Genomic DNA, 21,968 nt, shown 5'->3' with positions numbered 1-21,968 from the left:
ATGGGCAGATTAACGGATAAGCGGATTTGGATCACCGGAGCATCCGGCGGACTCGGAGAACGGCTTGCATATTCCTGCGCGGCAGAAGGAGCTCATGTTTTTTTATCCGCGCGGCGGGAGGACCGCTTGCAGGAAGTGAAAAAGACGATTACCGCGCGCGGCGGGCAGTGTGATGTCATTCCGTTTGACGTCCGGCATGCAGAAGAGGCTGAAAACGTAAGGCGTTTGATCGGTCATGTTGACGTATTAATCAACAACGCCGGCTTCGGCATTTTTGAAACGGCCGCTGATTCATCTTTGGATGATATGAAGGCAATGTTTGAAGTCAACGTCTTCGGATTAATCGCCTGTACGAAGGCCTGTCTTCCTGTGATGCTTCATGCGAAAAGCGGCCATATTATCAATATCGCCTCACAGGCCGGCAAATTGGCGACGCCGAAATCAAGCCTTTATTCTGCAACGAAGCACGCCGTGTTAGGGTATTCCAATGCGCTGCGGCTTGAGCTGGCCGGTACGGGTGTAGCTGTGACAACGGTTAATCCCGGTCCGATCAAAACAGACTTCTTTACAATTGCAGATAAAGAGGGCGGTTATGTGAAAAGCGTCGGCAGATGGATGCTTGATGCCGACCATGTGGCAGAGCGCATTACATCCGTGATTCTGACGGATAAACGGGAAATGAATCTTCCGCGATGGATGAGCCTCGGGACGAAGCTGTATCAGCTTTTCCCATCGTTTACAGAAAAACTGGCCGGCCGCGCATTAAAGAAAAAGTAACAAGGGGGAAAAAGGAATGTCCGACCGGGATATACACAAGACATTGATGGCAGAGCCTTTCGTCAGGCAAATGGCGGAGGCGCGTGAAGTATTTTGGATCAACCCGCATAAAACCGATGATCCAGTAAAGCATGGTGCTGAATGGAAACAGGAGATTGCCGAAGCGGAAGAAAGGCTGCGCCGGTTTGCGCCTTATATCGCATCGGCTTTTCCGGAGACGGAAGCGGAGGGAGGCCTCATTGAATCTCCGCTTATCTTGATTAATGAAATGAAGAAGCATCTGGAACACAGCGCCGCTCAGGCTTTCCCCGGGCGTCTGCTTTTGAAATGCGACGACGAACTTCCGATTTCCGGTTCCATTAAAGCGCGCGGCGGGATTTACGAAGTGCTGAAGCATGCCGAAGATCTCGCGGTGAAAGCGGGAATGCTCTCAGCAGACGACGATTACAGCATATTGACTGAAGAACGGTTTACCGCTTTTTTCTCAAAATACTCTATAGCCGTCGGCTCTACGGGCAATTTAGGTCTGAGTATCGGCATAATCGGCGCGAAGCTCGGCTTTTGTGTGACCATTCATATGTCCAGTGACGCAAAGCAGTGGAAAAAGGAGCTGCTCCGGGAAAAGGGGGTTCGCGTCATCGAATATGAAGCAGACTACAGTCTGGCTGTCAAAGAGGGGCGCATGCAGGCGAAGCAGGACTCTTATTGTTATTTTATTGATGATGAGCATTCCCGGGATCTGTTTTTGGGGTATGCCGTTGCGGGAAGCCGTGTGAAAAAGCAGCTCGATCAAATGAACATAAAGCCTGATGCAGATGAACCGCTTTTCGTTTATTTGCCGTGCGGGGTCGGAGGAGGCCCGGGCGGCGTCGCGCTTGCGCTAAAGCTGATCTATGGCGAGCATGTCCATATTTTTTTCGGTGAGCCGACGCATTCACCGTGTATGCTGTTAGGACTGTTTTCCGGCTTGCATGACGGAATCAGCGTGCAGGATATCGGTCTTGATAATCAAACGGCCGCCGACGGACTCGCGGTGGGAAGGCCGTCCGGACTGGCCGGCCCTCTGATGGAACCGATACTCAGCGGCTGCTATACCGCCGATGACGGCACGCTTTTTTCGCTGCTTTTTCAATTAAGGGCGGCCGAGAATAAGAGCCTTGAACCCTCTGCACTCGCCGGACTGGCCGGAGCCGTCAAGGTCGTTCAGACCGAAGCCGGAAACCGTTATATAAAAGAACGGGGGCTTGAGATGGAAAATGCCGTGCACCTTGTGTGGAGCACCGGCGGAAGCATGGTTCCGGAGGAGGAAATGGAAGAGTACAGCCGGATCGGTTCCTCATTTGTGAAAAAAATGGGCAGACAGTGAAGCGGTTTTCCGTTACAATCTTTGTAAGCGTTTGTTTTTTTATCGGAAAGCCATACAGAGAGATTGGTGTGAATTGTGAAAAGTAAAGAATTGAACTTACATACATTGTATACGCAGCACAGCCGCGAGTCGTGGGCCGGATTCGGCGGCCACCTTTCCATTGCCGTTTCAGAGGAAGAAGCCAAGGCCGTAGAGGGGCTGAATGACTACCTGTCGGTGGAAGAAGTAGAAACGATTTACATTCCGCTTGTGCGCCTGCTCCATCTTCATGTCACGTCTGCCGCAAGACGGAATCAGCATGTCAACGTGTTTCTGAAGCATCCGCATTCAGCCAAAATCCCGTTTATCATCGGAATCGCGGGCAGCGTCGCCGTCGGCAAAAGCACGACGGCGAGAATTTTGCAAAAGCTTCTTTCCCGTCTGCCGGACAGGCCGAAGGTGAGCCTGGTGACAACCGACGGTTTTTTGTATCCGACAGCGGAATTAAAAAGGAAAAACCTCCTGTCCAGAAAGGGATTCCCGGAAAGCTACGACGTGAAAGCGCTGCTTGAATTTCTGAACGATATAAAGTCAGGGAAAGAGAGAGTGGAGGCGCCCGTATACTCCCATCTTACGTATGACAGGGAAGAGGGCGCCGTCGAGGTTGTCGAAGGTGCGGATATCGTTATTATCGAAGGAATCAATGTCCTGCAGTCGCCGACATTAGAGGACGACAGGGAAGATCCGCGGATTTTTGTATCGGATTTCTTTGATTTTTCGATCTATGTGGATGCCGAAGAAAGCCGGATTTTCACGTGGTATTTGGAGCGTTTCCGCCTCTTAAGAGAAACCGCTTTTCAGGATCCGGCTTCTTATTTTCATAAATTTAAGGATTTGTCTGATGCAGAAGCGGATACCATGGCCGCCTCCATTTGGGAGAGCGTCAACCGTCCGAATCTGTATGAAAATATCCTGCCGACAAAATTCAGATCGGATTTGATTTTGAGAAAAGGTGACGGCCATAAAGTTGAAGAGGTGCTGGTAAGGCGGGTGTGATGTGAGGAGGAAGCGAATATTATGATGCATCATATTGAATTGTATGTATCTGACTTGAAAGCCTCCGCCCGGTTTTGGGGATGGTTTTTAGGTGAGCTCGGTTATAGGGAATTTCAAAATTGGGACTCCGGCATCAGCTGGAAAAACGCAGGATTTTATGTTGTGCTTGTACAGACAGAGGAGCGTTTTTTAACACCGGAGTACCACAGATGCCGGGTCGGGCTGAACCATCTGGCTTTTCATGCTGCATCAAGAGAGCAGGTTGACGAGATGACAGAAAAGCTGCTTGCCAGAGGATGCCCCGTGCTTTACAGGGACCGCCATCCATATGCAGGCGGAAGCACGCATTACGCCGTATACACGGAGGACCCGGATCGGATAAAAGTGGAGCTCGTTGCTCCTGCTTCTGAATGAACTATAACTTTTCGTTTTTTTCTTCGCGCAGCGCGTCGAGTTTCTTTTCGATTCTGTCCAATTGTATGCGGCGCTTGTTCAAGCTTCTGAATACGTATATCACGGCAAACAGGAAAAACGCGGCTGCAATAAATGAAATCAATTGAAAAATGACATCACCGATGTTCATCTTTTTTACCTCCGTGTGCGGCGGGCTTCTTCAGCCCGCCGTTTTTTCATTTTGACCGATGTGAAGACATGGGGGATGAATCATTTCTCTCCTAGCTTTGTGTTTTTCTGAGAATGAATAGTTTCTGCATGTGGCTTATGACCACTTTTGCGGCCGCATATCCCGGAATGGCCAGCAGCATCCCTGCAATTCCTGAGAATTTGCCGGCGGCAAGCAGAAGAAAAATAATGGTCAGCGGGTGAATGTCCAGCTTCCGTCCCATAATTTGCGGGGAAATCAGCTGGCTTTCAAGCTGCTGGACAATGACGACGACCGTAATCACCAGCACCGCCTCGGTCGGTGAATCGAACAATCCGACAATGACTCCGGGAAATGTGCCGATCCAAGGCCCGATAAACGGAATCAGGTTTGTCACCATGGCGAACGCGCCCAGAACGAGCGGATAATCGAGCCCGATTATAAAATAGCCGATTGTGACGAGTACGCCGACACAAAAACTGACGAGCAGCTGTCCTTGTATGTATGAACTGAGAGCTTCATCCATGTCCTGAAGGATTTGTTTTCCTTCTTTTTGATGTTTTTCCGGAAGAAGCCGCAGCAGTCGCCGGGGGGCTTTGTGTCCTTCTTTTAACATGTAATACAGCGCAAACGGAATAATGGCGGCGGTGATGGCGGCATTGGCAGCCGTACCGGCCAGGCTGCTGAGAGAATCAGCGATTGAACCGGAATAATTTGCGGCTTTGTCTGCTAATTTTTTAAAGGAATCCCCATGCTGAAGCCGGGAGAACCATTCCCGCTGTCCTGAAGATGCCCGATCCAATTTTCAGCTTTTGCGGAAAGCTCCGGAATATGATCTGTGAAGGCTGTAAACTGTTTTTGAACGGCAGGGCCCGCCGTATAAAGGAAGAGGACAAAAAGGCCGGCTGTTCCCGCATAAATCGCTAAAATCGCGATTCCTTCGGGCAGCTTTAATTTCGCATGCAGCACTCTGACGAGCGGGCGGCACAAATAGTAAAGGACGCCCGATAATACAATAGGCGGAAACAAGGTTTTAACCGTAATCACAACAGGTTGGAACAAAAAGTCTATTAATGTTCCGAGATAAATGATGAGAAATAACAGAAGAACGGCATAGCCGATCCTGAAATAAGGCCCGACAGGCATATCCTGCACCACGCAATCTTTAAGGGTTTACTCTCGGACGTTTCCCTTATCGCCCGGTGCATAAACGTCCGTGTCAGGAAAACTGCCCCTGATTGGTGACGTAATCGTAGATAATATCTTCTACATGGGCATGGAGATCCTCATCGGGTTCTTCATTCCTTCTTTCTTCTAAAGCTTTTTTTAAACTCTGTTTTTCATAGGGGCTCAGCGGATCTGTCGACACATTCCGTCCATACTGGCGGAGGGCTTGTCCCAGCATTTTTTCTATAAATTGATCCATCATATATTCTCCTATTCTTGTCATTCATCTTTATTCTACTAAATATCATGTGATCCTCCCACTCTTCTATCATATTTTCTGTCAGGCCGGGGTGGGGATTTTATTCCAATTCAGCTGAGAGAATACGATGAAACGGCAGCGTTAACGCATCTTCATCGTTTATGATTTTTAAACGTTTTTCGTCATGCATCACTTGTTTTACCCAGCCCCAAAAGCGGCGGGGGCCGTGTGCGGAAGCGTAGGTGACCGAAATGGCCCTGTCTTCTTCAATTGACGCCGCAATGATGCGGTTCATGTCGTTCAGTTGCTCTTCGCTCAGTTCCGGAGGCCGGAATTCCCGTTCTTTTCGTTTTTTCGCAAGCAGCTGCTCCCGATGTTCGGGCAGCATCATCCGGCTTGATTCCCACATGACATTATACCCGGGTGTTAATTTGTTCGGATTCATGTATATCACCTCAAGTTATTTGTAATGCCCGCCGATTTTTTCAGCCCGGTGAAAGGCTTGGCCGGCCTCTGTCAGTGAAGCGGCATGGAGGAGCGACGCAGGGCCGTACCGCTCATGAATATCATCCAATACTTTGCCGAGACTGATCTTTTTTTCCTGGGCATCGAACAGGCTCAGCTGAACATAATCACAAGGCTCCAGCTGGGAAAGGGAGACGCCGGCGCTGCGGACGGGCTCACCGTTCCAATGCTCTTTGAAGAGCTTGACCGCCGCTTTAAAAATATCCATTCCGAAATTAGTCGGAGACACCAGCTTTCTCTGTCTGTGAAAACCTGAAGGGAATTCAAAATCAGCGCCTCTGATGCTGACCGAAACCGTATGGCCGATATATTGTTTGAAACGGGCGCGGCGGGCCACTTCTTCGCTTAACTCCAGCAGCACGACTTTAATATCCTCAAAGCGGCTGTAGTCTCTCGGGAGGGTCATGTTATGGCCGATCGCTTTTTGCCGGCTGTGCGTGTTGACGGTGACCGGAGAGGGATCGATGCCGCGGGCTGTCCGCTGAAGCAATTCGCCGTTAATGCCCCAGCGTTTTTTCAGCAGTTCGGCTGGGTGCCCGGCAAGCCCGCCGATTGTGCTGATGCCCATCCGTCTTAAATGATGCTCCATCCGTTTTCCGATGCCGAATAATTTTCCGACCGGCAGCGGCCACAGATCCTGCCTGATATTTGACATATCCAATCTGTGGATGCCGGATGCGTTTTTTTTGGCAAAATGGTCGCAAGCCATTTTCGCGAGCGCCTTATTCGGCCCGATGCCGACACGGGCATAAATTCCGAATTCACGCATAATCGCTTGCTGAATGCTTTTGGCAATTGTAAAAGGATCACCGAACAGCCGCCTGCTTCCGGTCACGTCGAGAAACTGCTCATCGATGGAGTAGGGTTCTACAAGATCGGTATACCGTTCAAACAGTTCGGTAATCATGACGGATACATCAATATACCGCTGCATCCGCGGACGGACAATAACGGCGTCGGGACATTTGGCCTGCGCTTCCCACAGCCGTTCGGCATTTTTTACGCCGTATCGTTTGGCGAGCGGACAAGCCGCAAGCACGACGCCGCTGCGTCTTTCGGGATCTCCCGAGACAATCACGGGCCGGTTTTTGAGATGAGGCGCTTCCGCTTTTTCCACAGACGCATAAAACGATTGCATATCAACAAGAAGAATATCAGCCATAAAAAAACCTCCGGGAACGTTTGTTCTGTTTTTCATTGTACCCGAACAATGATCACGTTTATACTGGTAAATCATTCCCCGGCTGGAAGACGTGCTGATTCGTTTGCTTGAAAAGAAATCATTTACAATTGCAAACAACCCACATATAATTTTTTATATTCCAATGAGAAGAGCTGACATTCATTTTGCCGGACGAAAAGGAGAGTCAATCGATAATGGATATTCGAACAATTACCTCTGAAGACTATGAAATGGTTACGTCTGTTTTGAATGAATGGTGGGGCGGCAGGCAGATGAAAGACAAACTGCCGCGCTTGTTTTTTGAACATTTTCAGGACACAAGCTTTATCACGTACGGGCCGGAGGGAATGACCGGTTTTTTAATCGGTTTTCAGTCACAATCAGACCCTGAGACAGCCTACATTCATTTTTCCGGTGTGCATCCGGATTTCAGAAAAATGCAAATTGGAAAACAGCTCTACGACCGATTTATGGAGACGGTGAAGAAAAGGGGCTGCACAAAAGTCAATTGCGTGACGGCGCCTGTCAATAAAGTATCAATCGCTTATCATACAAAATTAGGCTTTGAAGTTGAAAAAGGAACCAAAACCGTAAACGGAATCCCTGTTTTTGCGAATTATGACGGCCCGGGAGAAGACCGGATTCTGTTTGTGAAATATATATAGAGGGGGATGAATATGGGTTTTTTAGCTGACACGCCCAAACCGCCCTATTATGCGGTCATTTTTTCATCAATAAAGGGAAAATATGATGAGGAATATGAACATACGGCAGAGCGTATGATGAATTTGGCAGGCGGACAGCCGGGCTTTTTAGGCGCGGAAAGCGTTCGGGAGGAAAACGGCTGCGGCATCACGGTTTCCTACTGGGACAGCCTGGAGGCGATTAAAAGGTGGAAAGATCATACGGACCACCAGGCGGCAAAACAAAAAGGAAAAAGCGCCTGGTATGAAGCGTACGCGGTCCGCATTACGAAGACGGAGTCACAGCGGATGTTTGCGTCAAAAGGGGCGGAAGATTGATTACATTTTTACAGCATACACAAGAACAGACCGCGCGGGAAATTGCGGCGGTTCAGCGCTGCTCTTATCAAAAAGAAGCCGAGCTGATCGGCTTTTTCGGCATTCCCGCCCTGCATGAAACACCCGATGATATACAGCGGTCACGGGAGACGTTTGCCGGTTTCAAGGAAAAAGATCAGCTTGCAGGCGTCATTTCGTATGAAAAAAGGGGATATGACCTTGTCATATGCAGGCTGACGGTGCATCCGTCCGGCTTTCGGAAAGGGATCGGACGGGCGCTTCTTCAATTTGTGATAGACGAGAACCGGGACGCCCAAAAAATAGAGGCGGCTACCGCCAGCCAAAACGTTCCGGCAGTCTCTCTCTATTTAAAAACCGGGTTCACGGAAGCCGGACAGATTGAGACGCCGGAAGGGCTGACCCTCTCGTTTTTTCATCTTTATCCGAAGAGGAAAGCGGAAGTTGTTCCGTACAAGCCGGAATGGAAAGAAATGTTTGAAAGAGAGAAGGCGGACTTGATCCGAATTTTCGGCCCAGCACTTCATTCTGTCAGCCACATCGGCAGCACCTCCATCCCGCAGATGGCCGCCAAACCCGTCATCGATATACTGGCGGAGGTCAAAGATATTTTGGATGCCGACCGATTCAGTCCGCAGCTGGAAGCACTCGGCTATGAGGCGAAAGGGGAAAACGGGATAGAGGGCCGGCGTTTCTTTCAAAAAGGCGGCAACAAGCGCACACACCACGTTCACATATACGAAACAGGCCATCCGGACGTGAAGCCTCATCTGCTGTTCCGGGATTACCTCACTGCAAAGCCTGAAAAAGCGGCTCAATACATGGAACTGAAACGGCACCTCGCTGAGACATACCCATACGATATGGCAAAGTATAGTGAAGGGAAAAATGACTGGATCAAGGCGGCTGAACAAGAGGCAAAGGACTGGGAGAGCGGGCTGCTGTAAAGAAAGCAGAAACAATGCATACAGCGGCTCGGTATGCTACAATGGCGAAAATGAAAAACGGAGGATCATCTATGCAAATACATGTGACGGATGCGGCGAAACACACACTTCAGCAGGCGATGGACGCCAACCCGGGGAAAAAAGCGCAGCTCCGCTATGACGCAGAAGGCTGCGGGTGCGCGGTGAGCGGCGTGCCGACCATCTGGCTGGCGGACGAATTAACGGGACAATGCGAAGCTATTGAAACCAACGGACTTCCGCTTTACATCCAGACCTCACAAAAAGTGTTTTTTGACGAGGAAATGACAATCGATTACAATGAAAAGGCAAAAACGCTCGTCTTAAAAAGCCCGGCAGAGATGCTGAGCCCGAGAATGAGCATATTAGTAAAGCAGGGAGAAACGGAAAGTGAATCAAAAGCTGAAAGCCATTAAACAGACGGCACAGCATAAAACGTGGGTATCCTTTCTGAACAACAACCACCCGTACAGTCTGCTGCACTGGTCCATCGGAGGCGCTGAATCCGTTCAGAAGGATGTCTGGCTGCTTCAGGATGAGATGACCTTCAAAGCGCAGGAGTTTACGACAATCGACCTCGCCATTGACTGGATCGGAGAAAATATGGACGGGATTACCGACGTTTTATGACGGGAAAGCGAAAGAACCAGCATACGTTCTTTCGCTTTTTTACGTTTGCGTCATGGTATCTAAAAAGGTTTGAACGGCTTTGCGGTAGCTCTCCGGATTTTTGGTGTACGACATGGCATGCCCGCCCGATTCGGCCAGATAGAGCATCTTAGGGCCGCGTTTTCTGCGGTGCAGCAATTCGGAAGAAGCGGGAGGTATATAATCATCTTCCTTACTGTGAATAAACAGCACGGGCTGCCGGATGCGGCTGATAACCGATAGAGGAGATACATCACGGATACGGTATCCTTCTCTCATCCGCAAAAAGAAATCAGCCAAAGGCAGAAGCGGCCACGGAGGCAGCCGGAACTCCCGCTTCAGCCTGTAGGCGAGCTGATCGCGAAAGCTTGCGAACGGACAGTCCGCAATATAAAAATCAGCGCCGTTTTCATCCTGATGCCCGCCCGCGTATAATAAGGCCGTCACCGCTCCCATCGATTCCCCGTGGATGCCGATTTGACCGCCGTCTCCGGTTTTGTGTCTCACCCAATTCACGGCTTCTTCCAAATCATCTTTTTCAAAATAGCCGTAGCTCGTCGTTCTGCCGCCGCTTTTTCCGTGCCCGCGGTGGTCATATACGAGCACATTCCAGCCTAAATCTAAAAATAAATCCATGTATTTCAATGAATTGAACGAATTTACGGTAACGCCGTGACAAATAATCATGGTGTTTGCCGTATGATGCGGGGCGACGTAAAAGCCTTTGATTTCATACCCGTGGCGTGACAGGATGACGGCCTCTTCTTTTTCCATGGCCTGAAAGGAATCAAATCTATCATGCCCGTCCGCCGTTTCTTTTTTCATGATATCTTCATCCGTCTTTTTCTTCATAAACATAATCAGATTCGTAAAAGCGAATCCGGCAGCCAAAAAGACTGCGCAAGCCGAACCGAACACCGCCAGCCATTTTTTCACACAGGCACCCTCCTTTAATATGAAAAATCCTTCCTCCGGCTTTTTGGGACCGTGAACGTTGCCGGCCTCCGGCGCTCCGTGGTACACTTGCTTCACCATATTCAGATACGGGGGGCGTAATGATGAAAAAGCAGCTGCCTAAAGAAAAACACAGCTTAAAAGACGATCTGGAGGAAGATCTGAAGGCCAGGCTTTTGCAAATGAAAAGTGAGCTGAAGGAAGAAGACGAGAAAAAGCAGGCGCAGCAAAAGGCGGAACAAATCAGAAAACGAAAAGAAAAAGAAAAACATAAAAGCTTTGAAGAGCTGCTGAATGAAAGCAGTCTCGATTGGCACAAATATAAATAAACCGGCATCTGAAAAGGTGCCGGTTTTATTGTTTAAGAACGATGGGCTTCGTATACGTCCCGTTTTGTATGATATTGCAGGGCTTTGATTTCCTGGCTGCTTAAACGACGGGCCTCTGCAGCCGAACAGTTTTCTCTCAGCTGCTCAAGTGAGCTGGCTCCGGTGATGACAGAAGCGACGGCCGGCTGTGACAGCAAGTATTGAAGAGAAAGCTCCGTCATGCTCAAGTCAGGTGCGGCAGCGCTGATCGCTTTTTTGGTTTCTGCCAGTTCTGCAAAAGAATATGTTAAATAGCCGTTCTCTTTTACGCTTGCGGCCGCTTGATCAAGCGGTTTTTCCGTAAGAAGCCCTTTAGCGACAGGCCCTCTTGCGACTACGCTGATTCCGTTCTCCTCTAAAAGGGGAAGCCACTCCTCGGGACGCCGGTCCAGCAGGCTGTATTGCATCATAATGCTGGTGATAGTTGATTTTTTCACATATTCTTTAATAACATTCGGACGAATCGAGGAAATGCCGTAATACCGGATGACACCTTCCTGTTTTAAGTCCTCAAATGCTTCGATCGTTTCGTCAATATGGTCTTCCATCGTGCCGCCATGCAGCTGATAAAGGTCGATATAGTCCGTTTTCAGCCGGCGCAGGCTGTTTTTGACCGCTTCTTTTATGTATCCTTTGGAAGCGTCCCAATGCCAGCCGTCTTTATCATCATTCCAGCGGTTTCCGGCTTTCGTGGCTAAAATGATGTCGTGCCTGCGGTTTTTGACGGCCTCCCCGACAATTTCCTCATTTCTGCCGAAATCATAAAGATCAGCGGTATCTAAATAATTGATTCCAAGCTCGATCGCTTCATCCAAAATAGACAGCGCTTTAGCTTTATCCGTACCCAGCGACATACAGCCGAGCCCGATTTCGCTTATTTCTAAATCAGAATGTCCCAGTGTGCGTTTTCTCATCGTTTCGCTCCTTTTTATAGTCTTTTATTGACCGTAATATAAAGGCGCGAAGTTTTCAACTGTTAAGGCCCGGTGATCCAATCTCCGACATAGCGGAATGTCCGTCCGTATTCTTTCAGTTTAGCCCGCACTTCCCACGCCTTTCCGACCAATACGATACTCTTATCCTTCCGGTACACCTTCAATCGAAAAGCACCTCCCTCTCATGCATGTATGATAAAATATATGAGGCATAATAGAGAGACAGAACGGGAGATGACATGATGAAACATTTAGAAGAAAAAACACTTGCGAAAAAAAAGCTGTATGACGGGAAAGTCATAGATCTTTACTTAGAGGATGTAGAGCTCCCGAACGGAAAAACAAGCAAGCGGGAAATCGTCAAACATCCGGGAGCGGTGGCCGTACTTGCGGTGACCGAGGAAGGAAAAATCATTTTGGTGAACCAGTTCAGAAAGCCGCTGGAACGGACAATCGTTGAAATTCCGGCCGGGAAGCTTGAAAAGGGAGAAGAGCCGGAACATACGGCGTTAAGAGAGCTCGAGGAAGAAACGGGATATACGGCGGAAACCTTGACGAAAATCACCGCTTTTTATACATCACCCGGGTTTGCTGATGAAATCGTGCATCTCTTTCTTGCGGAAGGGCTTTCGCCGCTGGAAGAAAAACGAGAGCTGGATGAGGATGAATTTGTCGAAGTTATGCAGGTCACGCTTGAAGAGGCCGTGAAGCTGATTGAATCCCGCAGGGTGTATGACGCAAAAACGGCGTACGCGATTCAGTATCTCCAGCTGAAAGAAGCGCTGAAGGAAAAATGATGAAAACCATCTATGCGGATCTGCATATTCATATCGGCCGCACCTATACGGGAAAACCGGTCAAAATCACCGGGGCCAAAACGTTGACGCTGCACCGGATTTTAGAAGAAGCCAGTGAGGGGAAGGGAATTGAACTATTGGGCATCATCGACTGCCATTCCCCGGAAGTCATAGAAGAAATCGAGCGCGGAATTGATGAAGGCGGATACCGTGAGCTGAAAGAAGGCGGCATCCGGTATCGGAATACGACGCTTCTGTTGGGCAGTGAGCTTGAAATCTATGATCACACATGCCGCGGGCCGATTCACGTTCTCGTCTTTATGCCGTCTCTTGCCGAAATGAAGATGTTTTCTGAGTGGCTCGCAAAAAGGCTTAAAAATATCCATCTCAGTTCCCAGCGCATTTATGAAACCGGTTTGAATCTTCAGAGGAAAACAAAGGAATTGGGCGGGCTGTTTATTCCCGCCCATATGTTCACCCCGCATAAAAGCCTGTACGGAAAAGGGGTCAGATCTTCTTTGACAGAAGTTTTCGACCCGGCGCTCATTGATGCGGCGGAACTCGGGTTAAGCTGCGACACCGACATGGCTTCGCGGGTAACAGAACTTGATCCGTATACATTTTTAACAAATTCTGATGCGCATTCCTTAGGAAAAATCGGCAGAGAATATAATGAAATGCTTCTTAAAGAGGCGAATTTCACGGAATTTTCGCTGGCTTTAAAAGGGAAGGACGGAAGAAAAATCACGGCGAATTACGGGCTGAACCCGAAGCTCGGGAAGTATTACCGGACGGCTTGCGACCGCTGCGGCAGCCAGGTTGAAAAAGGAGCTTCCGCATGTCCGGAGTGCGGGGGGAAAACAATGACAAAAGGGGTCAGTGAACGGCTGGAGGAACTGAGCGGCCCGAAAAAAAGCCGCGTGCCGCGGCCGCCGTATATTCATCAAATTCCGCTGCAGTTCATTCCCGGCGTCGGGCCGAAAACGTTAGAAAAACTGAAGCGGGCCTTCGGGACGGAGATGGCGATTCTACATCAGGCGCAAGAAGAGGAATTGGCGCGTGTCGTCCAGCCTAAAATAGCGGCTGTCATTCATAAAGCGCGCACCGGGCAGCTTGTCCTTGAGGCCGGGGGGCGGAGGGACGTACGGCCGAATCAAGCCGTAAAAGCCGGTTTTTAGCGGAGCTCCTCCTGCACCTTCTTTTTCGTGCGGACAAACGCAATCAATTCGATGATTTCATCCTGATTCAGCGGCTGTCCGTCAACGGTCAGTGTGCCGCGGCCTTGTGCGGCGTTTGTTAATTCGATGATCTGGGTAAACGGCTCCGCTTTTTTTTCAGTGCGCCCCAGTAAATCGTCGCACGTCGTGTCAAACAGATCGGCAAGCGTGCCCAACGCCTCGAATGACGGACGCCGGTATCCTGATTCATACCCGGCGTACGTGCTTTTGGCGATGCCGAGACGGTCAGCCGTATATTGAAGAGACCAATTTTTCTTTTTTCTCAGTTCAGTTAAACGATCTAAATTCATATTCAAAACCGCTCCTTTTCACTTGAGCAAATTATATCATATCGATATGCAAAAGTGTACGCGAATTGAATAATAATCACTTGATTAATTTCATTCGTCTGTCTATAATTTGATTAAAAGTATGCGAAAAGCGAATGCTTAACACATCTTGAGAAATGGATGAAGAGGTGCAGGGTATGAAAAAATTATTGCTGTTAACAACCGGAGGAACAATCGCCTCAGTCGAAGGAGAAAACGGGCTTGCACCCGGGGTGAAAGCAGACGAATTGTTAACCTACGTATCAAAACTTGATAACGATTACACGATGGAAACCCATTCGTTAATGAACATCGACAGCACAAATATGCAGCCTGAATACTGGGCCGAAATCGCAAATGCTGTCAAAGAAAAATATGACGCATATGACGGGTTCGTCATTACGCACGGGACAGACACAATGGCTTATACATCAGCGGCACTGTCTTATATGCTTCAGCATGCTGATAAACCGATCGTCATTACGGGTTCGCAAATCCCGATTACATTTCAAAAAACCGATGCCAAAAAAAATATCACGGACGCGATCCGCTTCGCATGTGAAGGGGTGGGCGGCGTATACGTCGTATTTGACGGCAGAGTCATTCAAGGCACACGCGCCATTAAATTGAGAACGAAAAGCTATGATGCATTTGAGAGCATTAACTATCCGTATATCGCGTTTATTACCGAAAACGGAATTGAATATAACAAACAAGTGCATATGCCAAAAGACGATGCTTTTACGGTCAATACTTCACTTTGCACGGACGTGTGCCTGCTCAAGCTCCACCCGGGGCTGAAACCGGAAATGTTTGACGCATTAAAGGGCATGTACAAAGGAATCGTCATTGAAAGCTACGGCAGCGGCGGCGTGCCGTTTGAAGGAAGAGACATTCTCGCCAAAGTCAATGAAATGATTGAAAGCGGCATTGTCGTCGTCATTACGACACAATGTCTTGAAGAAGGAGAGGACATGAGCGTCTATGAAGTCGGTCGAAGAGTCAATCAAGATCTCATTATCCGCTCCAGAAATATGAACACGGAAGCCATCGTGCCGAAATTAATGTGGGCGCTCGGCCAGTCTCACAACTTGGCTGAAGTCAAAAACATTATGGAGACACCGATCGCAGACGACGTTGTACTGTAAAAACATGACTACCACAAAGAGAAAGTAGGGTTTTAGCATGACAAACGCGCAAAAAGAATATCGTCAGGAAAAAGATTTCCTCGGAGAAAAACAAATTGAAGCTGATGTGTATTACGGAATACAAACGCTGCGCGCGAAAGAAAACTTTCCGATTACCGGATACCGCATCCACGAAGAAATGATTAATGCGCTCGCCATCGTCAAAAAAGCGGCGGCGCTTGCCAACATGGATGTAAACCGGCTGTATGAAGGAATCGGAAATGCGATTGTACAGGCCGCAGATGAAATTCTTGAGGGAAAATGGCATGACCAATTTATCGTCGATCCGATCCAAGGGGGAGCCGGAACGTCCATGAACATGAATGCCAACGAAGTAATCGGCAACAGGGCTCTTGAAATCATGGGCCATAAAAAAGGTGAATACATTCACCTCAGCCCGAACACACACGTCAACATGTCACAATCGACGAACGACGTGTTCCCGACGGCAATCCATATTTCAACCTTGAAACTTTTGGATAAGCTCCTTGATACGATGGCGCATATGCTCAGTGTCTTTAAAGATAAAGCGAAACAATTTGATTCTGTCATTAAAATGGGGCGCACACACCTTCAGGACGCTGTGCCGATCCGTCTCGGACAGGAATTTGAAGCATACAGCCGCGTGCTTGAGCGTGACATAAAGCGAATTAAACAATCCCGCCAGCATCTGTATGAAGTAAACATGGGGGCAACGGCCGTAGGTACGGGGCTTAACGCCGATCCGCGCTACATAGAACAGGTTGTGAAGCACCTGGCTGACATCAGCGGACTGCCGCTTGTCGGCGCCGGCCATTTGGTTGACGCCACACAAAACACTGATGCGTATACGGAAGTTTCAGCCGCGTTGAAAGTATGCATGATGAACATGTCGAAAATCGCCAACGATCTGCGCTTAATGGCTTCAGGTCCGCGCGCGGGACTTGCGGAAATTTCACTGCCCGCCCGTCAGCCGGGATCATCCATTATGCCTGGGAAAGTCAACCCTGTAATGGCAGAGCTGATCAACCAAATCGCCTTCCAGGTCATCGGGAATGACAATACGATCTGCCTCGCTTCAGAAGCGGGCCAGCTGGAGCTTAACGTAATGGAGCCGGTACTTGTATTTAACCTGCTTCAATCCATCAGCATCATGAATAACGGTTTCCGCTCATTCACCGATCATTGTCTGGCGGGAATTGAAGCCAACGAAAAACGTCTGAAGCAATACGTGGAAAAAAGCGTCGGCGTCATTACAGCGGTCAATCCGCACCTCGGGTATGAAGCGGCTGCGCGAATTGCCCGTGAAGCCATCATGACGGGGCAATCTGTAAGAGATCTTTGCCTTCAAAATGATGTACTGACAGAAGAAGAATTGGATATCATTTTGAATCCGTATGAAATGACAAAACCGGGAATTGCCGGAAAAGATCTATTAGAAAAATAAATTTTAAAGCAACAACAGCCGCCTTTTCACGTTTTTTAGTGAATAGGCGGTTGCCATACAAAGGGATGAGGCAGTATAGTATAATTTGTTATATCATTTGATGAAAGCGTTTTAGCTTTTTTCTTCTAGGGGGATTTTCTTGTGAAAGAGGTCAGATTGCCAAATTTATTGGAAATAATTATCTTATTATTCGGGTTTTTAGCACTTGTCTTATCGTTCACAGTGTTTTTAGACCTGCCGATCCAGCTAGCTCTATTAATATCCTGGTTTTTCGCTATTATTCTCGGAGTCAGGCTGGGATATTCATATAAAGACTTGCAGGATTCGATTGTCACCGGGATATCAAACGGTCTTGAAGCGGTATTGATTCTCGTTTCGGTCGGTGCACTCATCGGGACATGGATTGCCGGCGGCGTTGTGCCGACGTTAATTTATTATGGTTTAGAGTTTATTAATCCTCATGTTTTCCTTCTGGCTACACTGGTTATTTGTTCCGTTATGTCCGTTGCGACCGGAACGTCGTGGGGAACCGTGGGAACCGCGGGGATCGCCATGATTGCTATCGGAGAGGGAATGGGTATACCGCTTCCGATCGTAGCGGGAGCCGTTTTGTCCGGCGCTTACTTCGGAGACAAGCTTTCACCGCTGTCTGACAGTACAGTGCTTGCCTCCACGCTTTCTAAGGTGGATGTGCTGTCACACGTCAGAGCGATGATGTATCTGTCAATTCCGTCCTATATTATTACGGCCATTCTATTTACCGTAACGGGATTTATATACGGCGGAAAAAATATTGATCTCGACAAAGTGGAATTTTTAAAATCTTCATTGCAGAAAACGTTTGACATTCATATATGGATGCTCATTCCGGCTGTTGTCGTCGTTGTCCTTCTGATTTTGAAAAAGCCGTCTATGCCCGTTATCGTCATCGGTGCTTTGCTTGGCGCAATCTGGGCTTCCGTCTTTCAGGGAATGAATTTTGCCAGTGCCATCGCGACTGCTTATAATGGTTTTTCCATAAAAACGGACGTCGAATTTTTAAACGGCCTGTTAAACCGCGGAGGCATTACCGGTATGCTAGATACGTTAGTCGTTATCCTGTTCGGTCTTGGTTTTGGAGGAATTCTTGAGAAGCTCGGCGTATTAAAAGTGATTGTCTCAACTTTTGAGAAAAAGCTGACCACACCGGGAAATGTGACGCTTTCGACATTGATCGTCGCCCTTTTAGGAAACATTTTCGGCTGTGCGATGTACGTGTCATTGATTCTGACGCCGAAAATCATGGAGAACAGTTATGATAAACTGAAACTTGACAGAAGAGTTTTATCCCGGAACGCAGAGGTGGGCGGCACGCTTACTTCAGGGATGGTGCCGTGGTCTGATAACGGCATCTATATGGCCGGCATTCTCGGCGTATCCACATTTTCTTATCTGCCGTTCATGTGGCTCAGTTTTGTATCTATCGGACTGGCAATATTGTACGGATACACGGGGAAATTCATTTGGTACACGAAAGAAAAATCCTTGCAATCTCAAAAGTTGGGTTAGGAGGTTCATTTCATGATTACAAAGCATATGATTCGGACGTTAATGATTGAAACGCCGACTGTTCCCGGAAATCTCGGAAAAGTGGCAACCGCCATCGGAGTGATGGGCGGAGATATCGGGGAAGTTGAAACCGTTAAAGTCGGCCCGAACTACACAATGCGCAACATTACGGTGCAGGCTGAAAATGAAGAGCAGCTGCAGGAAATCATTCAAGCCATTGAAGCTCTCGGTGAAGGCATCCGGCTTCATACAGTCTCAGATGAAGTGCTCTCTGCTCATGAAGGCGGCAAAATTCAGATGAAAAGCAAAATGCCGATCCGGACATTGGCTGAGCTTGGCCGTGTTTATACGCCGGGCGTCGCCGATGTGTGCAGACTGATCGAAAACGAGCCTGAAAAAGCATCCATCTATACGACAATCAGCAATTCTGTCGCCATTGTCACCGACGGCACGGCGATTCTCGGCCTCGGCAATATCGGCTCTGTCGCCGGAATGCCCGTAATGGAAGGGAAAGCCGCGCTTTTTGACCAGCTGGCGGGTATCAGCGGAATTCCGATTTTGCTCGATACCTCTGATCCGGAAGAAATCATTCGCACGGTAAAACATATTTCTCCGGGGTTCAGCGGAATTCTGCTTGAAGATATCGGTTCGCCCCACTGCTTTGACATTGAAGACCGCCTGAAAGAAGAACTGGACATTCCGGTTATGCACGATGACCAGCACGGCACGGCGGTCGTCACGCTCGCCGCCGCCATTTCCGCTTGTAAAAGCGCCGGTCTTGATTTAAAAGAAGCGAAGGTCGGTCAGATCGGTCTCGGCGCGGCAGGCGTCGCCATCTGCCGCATGTTTATGGCATACGGAGTCAAAGCGGTCTGCGGAACGGACAAGTCAGAAGACGCAATGAACCGCCTCGCTCAGTACGGAGGTCAGCCGCTTGGAAGCATCAAAGAATTAATGGACACGTGTGACATTGTGATCAGCACCACAGGAGTTCCGGGTCTCATTAAAAAAGAGGATGTCAGAAAAGGACACGTCATTCTGGCTTTATCTAATCCGAAGCCGGAGATTGAACCGGAAGAGGCATTACAAGCCGGAGCCGCTTATGCAGCTGACGGCCGTTCAGTCAATAATGTTCTCGGCTTCCCGGGGATTTTCCGCGGCGCGCTGAACGCCAAAAGCAAGAAAATCGACCATGAAATGCTTGTGGCGGCCGCAGAAGCCATCGCCTCTTGCACAAAACACGGCGATCTCGTGCCTCAGCCTTTGGATGCGGACGTGCATCAGGCCGTATCAGCAGCCGTAGAACGGGCCGCGGCAGGAAAATAAACAACTCTTACAGTACCGGACATGTGCCGGTGCTGTTTTTTTCATGAATAGGAAGCGGAATTCTTAGGCAGGCTAACAGATAGCAAAAGACGGAAAAAAGAGGTGGCAATGTGGATTATTTTCCGCTGATCCATACAAATATTTGGGATGCTGTGATCGGCGTGCCGGTCGTCTTATGCGTTACACAGCTGATCAAAGTGTTCTGCCGGGTTCCGGGCATATTCGTTCCCACGATTGCCCTTGCTGCCGGAAATGTTGTGTCTATCGTTTTCGGTCATCATGAACACGTGTATGCGGGGATTTTTATGGGGTTTTTTTACGGATACGCCGCAATGGGGAGCTATTCATCTGCCAAAACGTCTCTGCGCGCTTACCGGTCGAAACATGAGCCGTATTCATGAACACATCTGGATTTTTTTGTTATGATAAAGAAAAGGGAAAAAGGAGCGATTGGCACATGGCGAAGAGCAAAACGAAAAAAATGCGGGAGCATCTCAAAAGAAACGGGATGCGTGACGCAGTCCTGTCAAGGGGGACGGCGCCGTCTTTCAGCACCCATGAAAGAGTGACGAAAACCAAAAAAGACAGGCTTGAAAGAATAAAGCATAAAAAAAGGAACCCCTATGATCACCGGAGTGATGACGGGGGTTCTTTTTTTATGCCGGAATCTCGCGCCTTTCTATGATTTCTCTGTCATGTTTTCTCTTTTCTTTCATACAATCTACTAAATCAAGTCAATAGATTAGCGGGAGGAAAGCGGTATGAGAAAACAATCGTACAAAGAACTGTTTTTTCGCCATGTAAAGGATCATCTGTCACTTTATATATTTGTGTTTGTCTTGTTTTTGATGGGGGTCATTTTCGGGGCGATCATCGTCAACAGCATGACCATCACGCAGAAAGAAGATCTGTATTACTATTTAAGCAAGTTTTTCGGACAGCTGTCTGACGGAAAACATGCCGGCGCTTCAGAAATGTTTTGGCAGGCCGTCTTTCATGATGTAAAATATTTGGGGCTGATGTGGATTCTCGGTATTTCCGTGATCGGTCTTCCGGTTATTTTCATTATGGTGTTCTTAAAAGGAATCGTCGTCGGCTTCACGGTCGGTTTTTTAGTGAATCAAATGGGGATGAACGGGTTTTTCCTGTCATTTATTTCGGTTCTGCCGCAAAACATCGTTCTCATTCCGGCATACCTTATCATGGGGACATGCTCCATCGCTTTTTCCCTGAAATTGATCCGGCAGCTGTTTGTCAAACGCAGCCTTCATGACGCGCCGATCCAATGGTTCGGACGCTACGCCTTCGTGCTGATTCTCATCGTTTTCTTCTCGGTCATCGCTTCGCTGCTCGAGGCGTACGTGTCTCCGCTGTTTATGGAAAAGCTGTCATCACGCATATTTTAGAATAATTATCACAAAATAATACTTTTATTTATCAGTTTATAATAATTATAGTTGGAACTCTGCGCGTATTTTGTTATAATGAGTCATGGAATGCGGCGTAGGAGGGAAAGACATGGAAAACCGTATTGATCGAATTAAAAAGCAGCTGCACTCGTCAAGCTACAAGCTTACGCCACAGCGGGAAGCAACGGTAAGAGTGCTGCTTGAAAACGAAGAAGACCATTTAAGCGCAGAAGATGTATACCTCCTCGTAAAAGAGAAATCTCCTGAAATTGGTCTCGCTACAGTATACCGTACATTAGAATTATTAACAGAATTAAAAGTCGTTGATAAAATTAACTTCGGGGACGGCGTATCCCGCTACGACCTTCGCAAAGAAGGCGCGGCTCACTTTCATCACCATTTGGTGTGCATGGAGTGCGGAGCCGTCGATGAAATTGAAGAAGATCTGCTTGAAGACGTTGAAGAAGTGATTGAACGTGATTGGAAATTTAAAATTAAAGATCATAGATTGACTTTTCACGGAATCTGCCACCGCTGCCGCGGGGATGAAACAGAGTAAAAGCCTACGAACCTTTTCTGCCAGGAAAGGGTTTTTTGCTGTTTTTATGTATAAAAGCCTTTGAAATTGGCATAAGGTGTACTAACAGCCGCCAAAGAAAGGGTCGATAGAAAGATGGGCAGATTCTTAAAAACAGCCGCGGATACGATCAAAGTGTTTATACTGTTCACAGGTTTTACCGCGCTGTTCTATTATGCTATGATATGGGTGAATTCAGAGTATGAAAACTATCATCGGTACGATAAACCGGAAGGCTCCGCCGTCAAAGTGGCCAAAACGGAACATGAGGAGAAAGACGGCTGGTTCGGCCGATTGATCTTTTTTTACCAAAACGGGGAGTAGATCGA

The 21,968-nt window shown here is 48.3% G+C and carries 28 protein-coding genes and 2 pseudogenes; 21 read left to right on the top strand and 9 right to left on the bottom strand.

Going from position 1 to position 21,968, the window contains the following annotated elements:
* The 4 genes from U2H13_RS11605 to U2H13_RS11590 all read left to right on the top strand — a co-directional run bounded on the left by U2H13_RS11605 (position 1) and on the right by U2H13_RS11590 (position 3,592).
* The gene (locus U2H13_RS11605; RefSeq protein WP_017418085.1) at positions 1–777 is read left to right on the top strand and encodes an SDR family oxidoreductase; all 777 of its coding nucleotides are present in this window, start codon (positions 1–3) and stop codon (positions 775–777) included.
* A 16-nt stretch (positions 778–793) separates the two neighbouring features.
* A complete protein-coding gene (gene dsdA / locus U2H13_RS11600; RefSeq protein WP_160216908.1) occupies positions 794–2,143 on the top strand; it encodes a D-serine ammonia-lyase in 1,350 nt (449 codons plus the stop codon).
* Between the two features lie 75 nt (positions 2,144–2,218).
* On the top strand, positions 2,219–3,178 hold the full coding sequence (gene coaA / locus U2H13_RS11595) for a type I pantothenate kinase (protein WP_003153290.1): 960 nt from the start codon (positions 2,219–2,221) through the stop codon (positions 3,176–3,178).
* A 24-nt stretch (positions 3,179–3,202) separates the two neighbouring features.
* Complete coding sequence (locus tag U2H13_RS11590; RefSeq protein ID WP_029973629.1) at positions 3,203–3,592, top strand: VOC family protein; 390 nt, start codon at positions 3,203–3,205, stop codon at positions 3,590–3,592.
* 1 nt (position 3,593) lies between these two features.
* Here U2H13_RS11590 and U2H13_RS11585 read toward each other — a convergent pair whose 3' ends face one another.
* The 5 genes and pseudogenes from U2H13_RS11585 to U2H13_RS11565 form a co-directional block, all read right to left on the bottom strand.
* Complete coding sequence (locus U2H13_RS11585) at positions 3,594–3,761, bottom strand: DUF4083 family protein (protein ID WP_007409388.1); 168 nt, start codon at positions 3,759–3,761, stop codon at positions 3,594–3,596.
* A 91-nt stretch (positions 3,762–3,852) separates the two neighbouring features.
* A pseudogene (locus U2H13_RS11580) lies at positions 3,853–4,925 on the bottom strand (AI-2E family transporter).
* 73 nt (positions 4,926–4,998) lie between these two features.
* A complete protein-coding gene (locus U2H13_RS11575) occupies positions 4,999–5,205 on the bottom strand; it encodes a YqzH family protein (protein WP_003153294.1) in 207 nt (68 codons plus the stop codon).
* Positions 5,206–5,305: 100 nt separating this feature from the next.
* Positions 5,306–5,650 carry a YolD-like family protein gene (locus U2H13_RS11570; RefSeq protein WP_017418082.1) on the bottom strand — a complete coding sequence of 115 codons (345 nt, stop codon included), beginning with the start codon at positions 5,648–5,650 and terminating at the stop codon, positions 5,306–5,308.
* 15 nt (positions 5,651–5,665) lie between these two features.
* On the bottom strand, positions 5,666–6,892 hold the full coding sequence (locus U2H13_RS11565; protein WP_103526777.1) for a DNA polymerase IV: 1,227 nt from the start codon (positions 6,890–6,892) through the stop codon (positions 5,666–5,668).
* Between the two features lie 215 nt (positions 6,893–7,107).
* On the opposite strand from U2H13_RS11565, the gene U2H13_RS11560 reads away from it, so the two are divergent.
* From U2H13_RS11560 to U2H13_RS11540, 5 genes are all read left to right on the top strand, one after another.
* Positions 7,108–7,578, top strand: a complete 471-nt coding sequence (locus tag U2H13_RS11560) for a GNAT family N-acetyltransferase (RefSeq protein WP_007612374.1) — start codon at positions 7,108–7,110, stop codon at positions 7,576–7,578.
* Between the two features lie 12 nt (positions 7,579–7,590).
* A complete protein-coding gene (locus U2H13_RS11555) occupies positions 7,591–7,935 on the top strand; it encodes an antibiotic biosynthesis monooxygenase (protein WP_007409393.1) in 345 nt (114 codons plus the stop codon).
* Positions 7,932–8,900, top strand: a complete 969-nt coding sequence (locus U2H13_RS11550) for a GNAT family N-acetyltransferase (RefSeq protein WP_022553008.1) — start codon at positions 7,932–7,934, stop codon at positions 8,898–8,900. The genes U2H13_RS11555 and U2H13_RS11550 overlap by 4 nt, the downstream gene beginning before the upstream one ends.
* Positions 8,901–8,971: 71 nt before the next feature.
* Positions 8,972–9,334 (top strand): iron-sulfur cluster biosynthesis family protein, encoded by a 363-nt coding sequence (locus U2H13_RS11545; protein WP_014305346.1) that lies wholly within the window; start codon positions 8,972–8,974, stop codon positions 9,332–9,334.
* Complete coding sequence (locus U2H13_RS11540) at positions 9,309–9,548, top strand: DUF2552 family protein (RefSeq protein ID WP_003153307.1); 240 nt, start codon at positions 9,309–9,311, stop codon at positions 9,546–9,548. Before U2H13_RS11545 ends, U2H13_RS11540 begins: the two co-directional genes overlap by 26 nt.
* A gap of 39 nt (positions 9,549–9,587) precedes the next feature.
* Here the strand turns inward: U2H13_RS11540 and U2H13_RS11535 are convergent, their stop codons facing one another.
* Complete coding sequence (locus U2H13_RS11535; protein WP_025649815.1) at positions 9,588–10,502, bottom strand: alpha/beta hydrolase; 915 nt, start codon at positions 10,500–10,502, stop codon at positions 9,588–9,590.
* 122 nt (positions 10,503–10,624) lie between these two features.
* On the opposite strand from U2H13_RS11535, the gene U2H13_RS11530 reads away from it, so the two are divergent.
* Entirely contained in the window at positions 10,625–10,849 is a 225-nt protein-coding gene (locus U2H13_RS11530) for a YqkE family protein (RefSeq protein ID WP_007409396.1), read from the top strand.
* 32 nt (positions 10,850–10,881) lie between these two features.
* On the opposite strand, the gene U2H13_RS11525 is transcribed toward U2H13_RS11530, so the two are convergent.
* The gene (locus U2H13_RS11525; protein WP_072177712.1) at positions 10,882–11,802 is read right to left on the bottom strand and encodes an aldo/keto reductase; all 921 of its coding nucleotides are present in this window, start codon (positions 11,800–11,802) and stop codon (positions 10,882–10,884) included.
* Between the two features lie 62 nt (positions 11,803–11,864).
* Positions 11,865–11,987, bottom strand: a complete 123-nt coding sequence (gene mciZ, locus U2H13_RS11520; RefSeq protein ID WP_003153315.1) for a Z-ring formation inhibitor MciZ — start codon at positions 11,985–11,987, stop codon at positions 11,865–11,867.
* Between the two features lie 78 nt (positions 11,988–12,065).
* Here mciZ and U2H13_RS11515 point away from each other — a divergent pair, with 78 nt between their 5' ends.
* Positions 12,066–12,620, top strand: coding sequence for an NUDIX hydrolase (locus U2H13_RS11515; RefSeq protein WP_003153317.1), 555 nt, complete (start codon positions 12,066–12,068; stop codon positions 12,618–12,620).
* A pseudogene (locus tag U2H13_RS11510) lies at positions 12,620–13,784 on the top strand (TIGR00375 family protein). The gene U2H13_RS11515 and the pseudogene U2H13_RS11510 overlap by 1 nt, the downstream one beginning before the upstream one ends.
* Positions 13,785–13,794: 10 nt before the next feature.
* Here the strand turns inward: U2H13_RS11510 and U2H13_RS11505 are convergent.
* Complete coding sequence (locus U2H13_RS11505; protein ID WP_021494262.1) at positions 13,795–14,148, bottom strand: helix-turn-helix domain-containing protein; 354 nt, start codon at positions 14,146–14,148, stop codon at positions 13,795–13,797.
* Positions 14,149–14,324: 176 nt separating this feature from the next.
* Between U2H13_RS11505 and U2H13_RS11500 the strand changes: the two genes are divergently transcribed.
* The 9 genes from U2H13_RS11500 (at position 14,325) to U2H13_RS11460 (ending at position 21,963) form a co-directional block, all read left to right on the top strand.
* On the top strand, positions 14,325–15,314 hold the full coding sequence (locus U2H13_RS11500; protein WP_003153321.1) for a type I asparaginase: 990 nt from the start codon (positions 14,325–14,327) through the stop codon (positions 15,312–15,314).
* A gap of 37 nt (positions 15,315–15,351) precedes the next feature.
* Positions 15,352–16,779 (top strand): aspartate ammonia-lyase, encoded by a 1,428-nt coding sequence (gene aspA / locus U2H13_RS11495; RefSeq protein ID WP_376700463.1) that lies wholly within the window; start codon positions 15,352–15,354, stop codon positions 16,777–16,779.
* A 141-nt stretch (positions 16,780–16,920) separates the two neighbouring features.
* The gene (nhaC, locus tag U2H13_RS11490; protein WP_017418075.1) at positions 16,921–18,327 is read left to right on the top strand and encodes a Na+/H+ antiporter NhaC; all 1,407 of its coding nucleotides are present in this window, start codon (positions 16,921–16,923) and stop codon (positions 18,325–18,327) included.
* Positions 18,328–18,339: 12 nt separating this feature from the next.
* Complete coding sequence (locus U2H13_RS11485) at positions 18,340–19,653, top strand: NAD-dependent malic enzyme (RefSeq protein ID WP_007409402.1); 1,314 nt, start codon at positions 18,340–18,342, stop codon at positions 19,651–19,653.
* A 110-nt stretch (positions 19,654–19,763) separates the two neighbouring features.
* Complete coding sequence (locus U2H13_RS11480) at positions 19,764–20,054, top strand: hypothetical protein (protein WP_003153325.1); 291 nt, start codon at positions 19,764–19,766, stop codon at positions 20,052–20,054.
* Between the two features lie 56 nt (positions 20,055–20,110).
* On the top strand, positions 20,111–20,338 hold the full coding sequence (locus U2H13_RS11475) for a hypothetical protein (RefSeq protein WP_012117898.1): 228 nt from the start codon (positions 20,111–20,113) through the stop codon (positions 20,336–20,338).
* Between the two features lie 76 nt (positions 20,339–20,414).
* Positions 20,415–21,059 (top strand): stage II sporulation protein M, encoded by a 645-nt coding sequence (gene spoIIM / locus U2H13_RS11470; protein WP_007409404.1) that lies wholly within the window; start codon positions 20,415–20,417, stop codon positions 21,057–21,059.
* 112 nt (positions 21,060–21,171) lie between these two features.
* On the top strand, positions 21,172–21,621 hold the full coding sequence (gene fur / locus U2H13_RS11465) for a ferric iron uptake transcriptional regulator (protein ID WP_003153330.1): 450 nt from the start codon (positions 21,172–21,174) through the stop codon (positions 21,619–21,621).
* Positions 21,622–21,735: 114 nt separating this feature from the next.
* Entirely contained in the window at positions 21,736–21,963 is a 228-nt protein-coding gene (locus tag U2H13_RS11460) for a YqzK family protein (RefSeq protein WP_003153331.1), read from the top strand.
* Positions 21,964–21,968: the final 5 nt, after the last annotated feature.

It is taken from the genome of Bacillus sp. A1 (assembly GCF_042296235.1).
Taxonomy (GTDB): Bacteria; Bacillota; Bacilli; order Bacillales; family Bacillaceae; genus Bacillus; species Bacillus velezensis.
This window is presented reverse-complemented; position numbering and strand designations above follow the sequence as displayed.